The sequence below is a fragment of the Methylibium sp. genome (assembly GCF_013817365.1).
Lineage (GTDB): Bacteria > Pseudomonadota > Gammaproteobacteria > Burkholderiales > Burkholderiaceae_C > Methylibium.
The window spans coordinates 1-7990 of record NZ_JACDCU010000163.1; the positions used below are offsets into that span (position 1 = coordinate 1).

Below are 7990 nucleotides of genomic sequence, written 5' to 3' on the forward strand. Positions count from 1 at the left end.
TGGCGATGTACTGGAAGCTCTGCACCGGGCCGGTCGGGCTGCCCAGGCGCAACTGCAGGTCGTACATGCGGGCCGGCCCCGCATCCAGCAGGCGCAAGCGGTACTTGCGTCGGCTGACCTTGTAGAAGGGCTGGATGCGGCCGTTGACGGTCATCTTGTCGCCGAGGAAGCCGTCGCCGTTGAAGGGGTCGAACGAAAGCGCCACCCCGTCGGGCGTGAAGCGCTTGTCGGCCAGCACGAAAGGCTGGTCGAAGTCGCCGCTCGGCAGGCGCAGCGCGGTTGGGGAGGAGAGGTCGTGCTCGTCGCCGTTGTCGATGTGGTCGTAGGCCAGGAAGAAGCCGCTCAGGCCGCGGTAGGTGTTCTGCGCGGTGAAGTCGAGCCGGTGGTCGTGGTACCACAGCGTGCCCAGCGCCTCGCGCGGGTCGCCGATGCCGCCGTACTGGTCGACCCCGGCGTAGACCATCGGGTAGTGCTGGTCCTTGAAGTGGCCGGGCCCGGTCAGCGTGGGCCCGAAGTCCGTCGGGCTCCACCAGTCGACCGGAAAGCCGTCGCTCTCCGAAGGCGTGTGCATGTTGTGCAGGTGGATCGAGATCTCGGGCGAGCCGAAGCCCTGCCCGAGCTGCTGCAGCTCGTTGCTGATCCGCACCAGGATCGGCTCGCCGTAGCGGGCGTGGAACATCGGCCCCGGGCACCGGTCGTTGAAGCCCCAGGTCATGACCGCCGGCAGGTCCTTGTGCCACTTCAGCATGTATTCGGCGCTGTGAATCTCGTACAGCTTCAGTGGGGGAAAGCGGTCCCAGGCCTGGTGGGCGGCGCGGCCCACTTCGCCGGCTACCGGCAGGCGCCCCGGCGCCGGACTCAGGCTTTGCACCGGCTCGAGCGGCTTTTCTGCCTGGAGTTCGTCGCGCCATGGCTCGGTGTACGGGCTGGGCGGCGGCGCCGGCGCGACCTGCGCACGCGCGGGCCACGGTGCGGCCAAAGAGGCTGCGCCGACGGCGGCGCCCTTGAGGAAACTGCGGCGCTTCGGCGCGGCCGCAGGCAGCGGCGAGGAATCAGCCGGCCCGGTAGTCGGTTTCATGGTGTCTGCCTTTTTCTTCGTGGGAATCGACGGCGGCGCAGGTTTCCTGCGCGCGCTCCAGGGCCAGCGCGACGACGCAGTCCAGCGCGGCGTCGCGCGAGCCGTCTTTCAGCACGGCCTTCAAACAGGATTCGCGGAAGGCGCTCACGAGGAGCTCGGTGGCCGCGTTCGTCACGTCGGCGGCGGACGGGGCGCTCGGATCGCCTGCCTCTACGCGCCCGTTGCGCAGGGCCAAGCCGGTCGGCGGCGGTCCGGCGGTGGCTGCTGCGTTGGCGCGGCGGTCGGCCGCCCGCAACCAGCGCAGCCATCGGCTGACCAGGCGGCGCGAGTTCGGCAGCACGAAGCCCTGTTCGCTTTCGAGATGCGCGATGGCCGCGCTCAGGAAGCACAGGGCGACCCGGGTCGCCTGACGTTCATCGCACTGCATCCGCATGGTCATGCTGGAGCCCCCCGCGCCGGTCTTCGTGCTTGGCCGTGGTTGGCACGGCGCAGTTCGATCCGGTGGCGCATGTCTACAACGGTACGCACAGCGGCAGGCCGCGTATGTCAGCGCCGATTGATTCGCCGGTGGGACGAATCTGCAAGTCGTGCAGGCCTTGCCTTACGCCGCCCGGGTGATCGGCTCGAAGCCTTGTAGGAGGCATCCGACACGCGCCTGGCGACGAATCCCACGAAGTGTTGTGCGGCCGCGAACACTCGACTTCAGGAAGCTCTGGTCAGGGGATTTGCAACACCTATGGTTGATGCAGGCAACGCCGCCTTGCCGTGCTCTTGGCGTTGCCGATACCGCGCAAGCCTTTCACTACGACCCCAGGAGATCCCCCATGAAACTGCTTCCCACCGTGGCTGGATTCGTGGTCGCTGCGGCCCTCGCAGCGCCGAGCCAGGCCATCCAGATCGTCTACACCGCGAGCCTGTCGGGCGCCAACGAAGTGCCGCCCAATGCCTCGCCGGGCAGCGGAGACGCTTCGGTGATGTACGACTCGCTGGCGCACACGCTCACCGTCAGCTACAGCTTCGCGGATCTCGGCTCCGGGTTGGTGGACGGCCACATTCACTGTTGCACCACGCCCGACAACAACGTCGGTGTCGCGGTCGGCTTCACCGGCCTGCCGCTGGGTGCCACGGCGGGGAGCGACGACTCGGAGGTCTACGACCTGACGTCCTCCGCGACGTTTCGGCAATCCTTCATCGACGGTTTTGCCGGAGGGGTCGCGGCCGATGCCGAGGCGGCTCTGGTGGCCGGCCTGAATTCGGGACTAACCTACTTCAACCTGCACTCGGAGTTGATTCCGAGCGGCGAAATCCGCGGCCAGCTGGCGGCGACCACAGTACCCATTCCGGAGCCGCGCATCGCCGCGATGCTGCTGTTGGGCCTGGGCGTGCTAGGCCTGGTGTCGCGGCGCAGCCGCCGTGGCGGGGACGGCGGCTCGGCGTCTTGAACCCGCGGCGCTCTCAACCTTGCGCGCTGAAAGGCCAGGCGCGGCGCTCCAGGTAGCCCGGCTTCACGCGGAAGGGCCCGGACAAGCGTTCACTTTGCGGCTGCGGCACCGTGGGCCGTGCCGCCGCTGCGGCATGCCGCTCACGCGGGTCGCCGCTTTCTCGGGCCGGCAGACCCTGTGCAAGGCTGGCGCGAACCGCAGCAGCGTCGAGGATCGGTTTTTGCGCCTGCATGGGGGTCTTTCTTCGTGAGCTGATCGGCCTGCGCGCTGGCAGAAAGCGCGCGTGACGACCGTGAGATTCGTTTTCCGCGAGCCGTCGTTGCAAGGCCCATGCCAAGCCGCTGTCATGCTCGCTGCTGGGGGTAGACCGGCAGCGCCACTCGCGCGCGTGTAATCGCTTCTGTGCACCCGGCAGTTCTTGCAAGCGCTTTTGTCGCGGACATCATTGAAAGGCCGACCGGCATGGCGCTTGGCCGCGGCCCCCTGCCTGATTCGCCCTCAAGGCTTCGATTCGACGAGCGGAGCGCGAGCGCTCCGCGACCGGGCTTCACGGTTTGAGCCGCAACTCCTGCCGCGCGCCGCCGGGCGCCTGGGGGGCGGCTTCTCGCCATTCGGCAATGCGCTTGACGAGCAATTCGGGATCGGCCGGCTTCACGAAGTGGGCGTCGAAGCCGGCGTCTATCGCCTGTTGCTGGTCGCCCTTCTGGCCGTAGCCAGTCAGAGCCAATATCAGGGCGTCGCGGGTCTGCGGGGTCTGGCGCAGCCGCCGGGCGACTTCGTAGCCGTCGAGGCCGGGAAGGCCGATGTCGAGCACCACCACGTCGGGCGCGTAGACCGGCGCGCTGGCCAGGGCCTGCATGCCGTCGCCGACGGTCTTGACCTCGTGGCCGGCCAGCTCTAGGTAGAGCGCGACCGTCTCGGCGGCGTCGCGGTTGTCATCGACCACAAGCACGCGGCAGCCCCCGGTACTCGCTACTTCCGGAGGATTCGTCAAGGGATCGTCCACGGGTTTGACCTCGCTCAGGCAGGGCAGGCGCACATTGAATTCAGCGCCGAGGCCGCTGCCCCGGCTCGACACGTCGACGCTGCCATTGTGGAGTTGGACCAGGCGCTGCACCAGCGTCAGGCCCACGCCCAGACCCCCCTGGCTGCGGTCGAGCGGGCGGCGTCCCTGTTCGAACAGCTCGAACACATTGGGCAGCAGTTCCGCCTCGATGCCGATGCCGTTGTCGGTGACGGTGAGCAGCGCCTCGCCGTGGTCGAGCACCAGCGACAAATGGATGGCGCCGCCTTCGTCCGTGTACTTGGCCGAGTTGTTGAGCAGGTTGCCGATCACCTGCGAGAGTCGCGCCGGGTCGCCGCGCAGCCACACGGGGGCGTCGGGCAGGCGCAGCGTGAGGGCGTGCTTGCGCTCGTCGATGAAGTGCCGGACGGTTTCGACCGCCTGATGAATCACGACCAGCAGGTCGAGCGGCTCCATTTGCAGCACGATCTTGCCCTGGCTGATGCGCGCCACATCGAGCAGTTCTTCGACCAGCCGGTTCATGTGCGCGATCTGGCGGTCAGCCACGTCGGTGGCCCAGGTGAGCTTGGCGTCGGGGGGCGCCAGGCGGCGGATCAGCTCGATCGCGTTCCTGATCGGCGCCAGCGGGTTGCGCAGCTCGTGCGACAGCATGGCCAGGAACTCGTCCTTGCGCTGGTTGGAATCGTGCAGCCGCTGCTCTGCCTGGCGCCGCACCACCAGCTCGGCCTCCAGGCTGCGGTACAGGCGCGAGTTCTCGAAGGCAATGGCGGCGCGCGCGGCCAGGTCCTCGAGCAGCGCTTGATCGACGCCGGCCGCTTCGTCGTCGACGATCAGCGCGCCCAGCACGCGTTCGCCCACCGTCAGCGGCAGCACCGTGCCCGCTCGTTCGCCCGGTGGGCCGTCCGGCGCCGGCCTGGGCGGCAGCGCGACCGGCAGGCGCGTTTCCAGGCAGCGGCAGAAGGCCAGCTGGGCTGCCGGCGGCAGCTCGTCGAAGCGGCGCGGCACGAACACGGGCGCGGCGCCGGGCTCGCCTGTGGTGCAGCTGAGCAGGCGGTCATGATCGGCATGCTCGTCGCGCATCACCAGGGTGCTGCTCGCGGCCAGCTGCGGTGTGACCAGGCTGAGCAACTTGCGCATGCGCACGTCGATGTCGAGCGAGCCGCCCAGCTCGGCGCTGGCCTGCGAGAGGAAGTTCGAGCGCCGCGTGCTCTCTTCGGCAGCAAGGCGTCCCGCCTCGGCCGCCGCCAGCGCGACCCTTTCCTCCGCGCGGCGGCGCAGGCGCTTTTGCATGCTGTGCAGCTCGACGAAGACGCGGATCTTCGAGCGCAGCACCTCCGGAATGACCGGCGACATGATGTAGTCGACCGCGCCCAGCGCGTAACCGCGCGCGGTCTGCATTTCGTCGGCATACGCCGTGATGAAGACGATCGGCGTGTGCGCCGAGCGTCGATAGCGCCGGATCAGCTTGGCGGTCTCGAAGCCGTCGATGTCGGGCATGTTGACGTCGAGCAGGATGACGGCGAACTCCTGCCGCAAGACCTCGCGCAGCGCCTCGTTGCCCGAGCGCACGAACACCAGGTTCTGGTCCAGCTCCTCGAGCATGGTCTCGAAGACGAGCAGCTTTTCGGGCAGGTCGTCGACGATGAGGATGTTGGTCTTCTCGCCCGCCTCCGGGTCGAGTTCGCCGAAGCCCGATACCGACGCCGAAGTCAGCGACACAGCCAGCCTCTCAACACGGCCAGCAGGTTGGTCGGCTCGACCGGTTTGCTGAGGTAATCCCAGGCGCCGGCCTCGATGCATTTCTGTCGGTCGCCCTTCATCGCCTTGGCAGTCACCGCGACCATCGGCAGCTCCCGCCCGCGCGGCAATTTGCGGATCGCCTGCATGGTGGCGATGCCGTCCATCTCCGGCATCATGATGTCCATCAGCACGATGTCGACGCTGGCGTCTTCTTGCACGATGCGGATCGCGTCACGGCCGTTGTCGGCCGAGACGATGAGCATGCCCTCGTCGTCGAGCACCGTGGCCAGCGCGAAGATGTTGCGCATGTCGTCGTCCACGATCAGCGCCTTCTTGCCCGCCAGCGGGTGCTTTCGGCGGTGCACCGCCTCGATAGCAAGCCGCTCTTCATCGGAGATGGAGGCCGGGCTGCGGTGCAAGAGGAAGGCGCTCTCGGCCAGCAGCGCTTCCAGGTTTTCCGCCTCGCGCAGCACGAAGCCGCCGCGGTGCTTGTGCCAGGGGCTGTCGGGACTGTCGAGGCTCGAATGCAGCAGCACCGGGAGCTGGCAGCAGCCGGCGCGCTGCTCGGTGGCTTCGAGGATGTCTTCCGGGACCAGACCGCCGATGCTCTCGTCGATCACCACGCAATCCGCTTGGCGCAGCAGCGCTTTCGCCGCAACGGCGTCGTCCACGACGGTGGCTTCGACTTCGGCTTCCAGGGCGGCCACGTAGCGGTCGCGCAGCGGGCCTGGGGGCATCACGACCAGCAGCTTCTTCGTGGTGCTCTCGACATAGCGGTGCAGCTCGGCAATGGCGGCGTCGACCGCGTCTCGCGACTGCAGCGGCTTGGCCAGGAAGCCGATCGCACCGGCCTGCAGCGCACGCTCGCGCGAGTCGTCGGTCGAGACCACGCAGATCGGGATGTGGCGGGTGACCAAGTCGCCCTTCAGGCGGTCGAGGATGCGCCAGCCCTGCATGTCGGGCAGGTGAATATCGAGCGTGATCACCGAGGGGTGGAACTCGCGCGTCATCGTCAGCGCGCCGGCGCCGGTGGTGGCGACCAGGCCCTTGAAGCCGTTCTGGCGCGCCGCCTCGAGCAGCACTTTGGCGAAGCCGAGCTCGTTTTCGATGATCAGCAGCACGCGGTCGCCGGTGCCGATGTCGCCGCGGTCGTCGTCGGCGACGTTGAGCGCGGCCATGGTGTCGGCATTGCTGGCCTCGGTGTCGAAAGCCCCGTCGGACACGATGGGCGTGGTGCCGCGGGGCGACGGACGGGGCAGCTCCTTGCGGCCGCTGTCGGCCAGCGGGGCCAGGCCCGAGTCGCGGAACTCCTCGCCCCCGATCAGACGCACATGGCGAGCGCTGCGCGACGGGTTGTAGCTCTGCGGCAGGTACAGCGTGAAGGTGCTGCCCTTGCCGGGCGCGCTCGCCAGCCGGATCTCGCCGCCGAGCAGGCGCGCCAGCTCGCGGCTGATGGCCAGGCCCAGGCCGGTGCCGCCGTACTTGCGCGAGGTGGAGCCGTCGGCCTGCTGGAAGGCCTCGAAGATGATCTGCTGCTTGTCGGGCGAGATGCCGATGCCGGTGTCGCTGACAGAGAACGCGATCACCTGGCTGGCGCGGCCCAGTTCCTCGTTGTCGAGCGACCAGCCGCTTTCAGCCACCGCGATGGAGAAGGCCACTTGGCCCTGGTGCGTGAACTTGAAGGCGTTCGACAGCAGGTTCTTGACGATCTGCTGCAGGCGCTTGACGTCGGTGACCATCGTGTGCGGCAGCGGCTGCTCCACGTCGATGACGAAGTCCACGTGCTTGGATTCGGCGAAGTGCCGGAAGCTGCGCTCCACCGAGCGGTGCAGGTCGTCCAGGCGCAGCTCGCTCACATCGACCGCCACCGTGCCCGACTCGATCTTGGAGAGATCGAGGATGTCGTTGATGAGCATGAGCAGGTCATTGCCCGAGGAGTGGATGGTCTTGGAGAACTCCACCTGCTTGGCACTCAGGTTGCCGCCCGGGTTCTTGCAGAGCTGGTCGGAGAGGATCAGCAGCGAGTTGAGCGGCGTGCGCAACTCGTGCGACATGTTGGCCAGGAACTCGGACTTGTACTTAGAGGTCAGCGCGAGCTGTTCGGCCTTTTCTTCGAGCGCCTGCCGCGCCTGCTCGACCTCCTGGTTCTTGCGCTCGACTTCCTCGTTCTGGTGGGCCAGCAGACGCGCCTTGTCCTGTAGCTCCTGGTTGGTCTGCTGCAGCTCTTCCTGGCGGCTTTGCAACTCCTCGGCCAGCGACTGCGACTGGGTGAGCAGGTGCTCCGTGCGGGAGTTGGCGTCGATGGTGTTGATGACGATGCCGATCGATTCGGTGAGTTGCTCCAGGAAAGCCTCGTGCGCCGGGTTGAAGCGCTCCAGCGAGGCGAGTTCGAGCACGCCGCGCACCTGGTTCTCGAAGATGACCGGCAGCACCAGCACGTCCATCGCCGTGTTTTCGGCGAGGCCCGAGGCGATGCGGAAAGCCTGCGAGGGCACGTTGGTGAGCAGGATCTTCTCGGCGTCCAGCGCGCACTGGCCTACCAGGCCCTGGCCCAGCGCAATCTGCTTGCCGTGCGTTTGCTGGCCGCCGGACGCGTAGCTGGCGAACAACTCCAGCACCGGCGAGTCGTCCGCTGTGTAGCTCATCACGTAGAACTCGGCCTGCTGCGCGCCGACCACGGGCGCCAGCTCGGAGAGGATGAGTTGA

Annotated in this window: 6 protein-coding genes; 1 reads left to right on the forward strand and 5 read right to left on the reverse strand. The window is 67.8% G+C overall.

Annotation, left to right across the window (positions count from 1 at the left end; all coding sequences use genetic code 11):
- Together H0W38_RS11285 and H0W38_RS11290 are read right to left on the reverse strand one after the other, a co-directional pair.
- The coding region (locus tag H0W38_RS11285; protein ID WP_292453955.1) for a multicopper oxidase domain-containing protein at window positions 1-1078 on the reverse strand (1078 nt) is incomplete at its 3' end.
- Window positions 1053-1517, reverse strand: a complete 465-nt coding sequence (locus H0W38_RS11290; RefSeq protein WP_292453957.1) for a hypothetical protein — start codon at window positions 1515-1517, stop codon at window positions 1053-1055. The genes H0W38_RS11285 and H0W38_RS11290, both read right to left, overlap by 26 nt.
- 385 nt (window positions 1518-1902) lie before the next feature.
- Between H0W38_RS11290 and H0W38_RS11295 the strand changes: the two genes are divergently transcribed.
- Window positions 1903-2520 carry a CHRD domain-containing protein gene (locus tag H0W38_RS11295; protein WP_292453959.1) on the forward strand — a complete coding sequence of 206 codons (618 nt, stop codon included), beginning with the start codon at window positions 1903-1905 and terminating at the stop codon, window positions 2518-2520.
- Between the two features lie 13 nt (window positions 2521-2533).
- On the opposite strand, the gene H0W38_RS11300 is transcribed toward H0W38_RS11295, so the two are convergent.
- From H0W38_RS11300 to H0W38_RS11310, 3 genes are all read right to left on the reverse strand, one after another.
- Complete coding sequence (locus H0W38_RS11300; RefSeq protein ID WP_292453960.1) at window positions 2534-2752, reverse strand: hypothetical protein; 219 nt, start codon at window positions 2750-2752, stop codon at window positions 2534-2536.
- Between the two features lie 315 nt (window positions 2753-3067).
- Window positions 3068-5263 carry a response regulator gene (locus H0W38_RS11305; RefSeq protein WP_292453963.1) on the reverse strand — a complete coding sequence of 732 codons (2196 nt, stop codon included), beginning with the start codon at window positions 5261-5263 and terminating at the stop codon, window positions 3068-3070.
- The coding region (locus tag H0W38_RS11310; RefSeq protein WP_292453965.1) for a response regulator at window positions 5254-7990 on the reverse strand (2737 nt) is incomplete at its 5' end. The genes H0W38_RS11305 and H0W38_RS11310, both read right to left, overlap by 10 nt.

Bases quoted from the DNA above. Each gene is read 5' to 3' on its own strand.
- H0W38_RS11290 (WP_292453957.1), bottom strand. From the start codon at position 1,517: ATGACCATGCGGATGCAGTGCGATGAACGTCAGGCGACCCGGGTCGCC.
- H0W38_RS11295 (WP_292453959.1), top strand. From the start codon at position 1,903: ATGAAACTGCTTCCCACCGTGGCTGGATTCGTGGTCGCTGCGGCCCTC.
- H0W38_RS11300 (WP_292453960.1), bottom strand. From the start codon at position 2,752: ATGCAGGCGCAAAAACCGATCCTCGACGCTGCTGCGGTTCGCGCCAGC.